Here is a 634-nt window from a genome sequence, read left to right as displayed (position 1 = left end):
CAACACGGTCACACACAGCAAGATCAACAACAATCACGCCAACAACGTAGCGTTTATGAAGAATGGCAACCCGAGGCGGATCAATGAAATTAACCATCCCAACAGTCGATGCCGAGAGCATTGCGCTGACCAATCAGCTCTGTGCTAAACAATGCCACTTTCAAGGGCGTGATGAACACAGCATCTCAATAACCGCATCGCAAAAACCGGAATTTTCTGGCTACCGCTTGACCACTCTGGTTGGTGGACAAACCATTCAAGTCGATTTTTGTTCCGCGCAACTGCAGCAATGGCTTCACTCAACTTTGAATGCGACAGCGTTTGAATCTCTCCCAAACTCGTTGCAGTTAGCTCTGCTCAGTACGCAGATTGAGCCTCATGCTGACGCGTTCAAACGACTATTTGGCCAGTTACCTATCCTCAGCAAATTACAACCGCTGGAACAAAGCGAAACGCAGCGCAATACCTTAATGCTGACGCTAAACAAACCGAGCGCATCACTTTGTTTGTGGGTAAGTGAAGGTCAAAGCGTTTTAGTTGATGCGCTGCCGCCATGCTCGTCGCAACTGACTCAGCATATTGCCCTTCCTGTCTGGCTAAGCCTTGGCAAAACGCACCTGAACTTAAATCAATT

The 634-nt window shown here is 48.1% G+C and carries 1 pseudogene; it reads left to right on the top strand.

The annotated features are described in order from the left end of the window. Positions 1-62: 62 nt before the first annotated feature. Positions 63-634: pseudogene (gene vscQ, locus R7Z50_RS28470) on the top strand (SctQ family type III secretion system cytoplasmic ring protein VscQ); the annotation flags it as partial.

The organism is Vibrio sp. 1249-1 (assembly GCF_033340495.1).
This window is presented reverse-complemented; position numbering and strand designations above follow the sequence as displayed.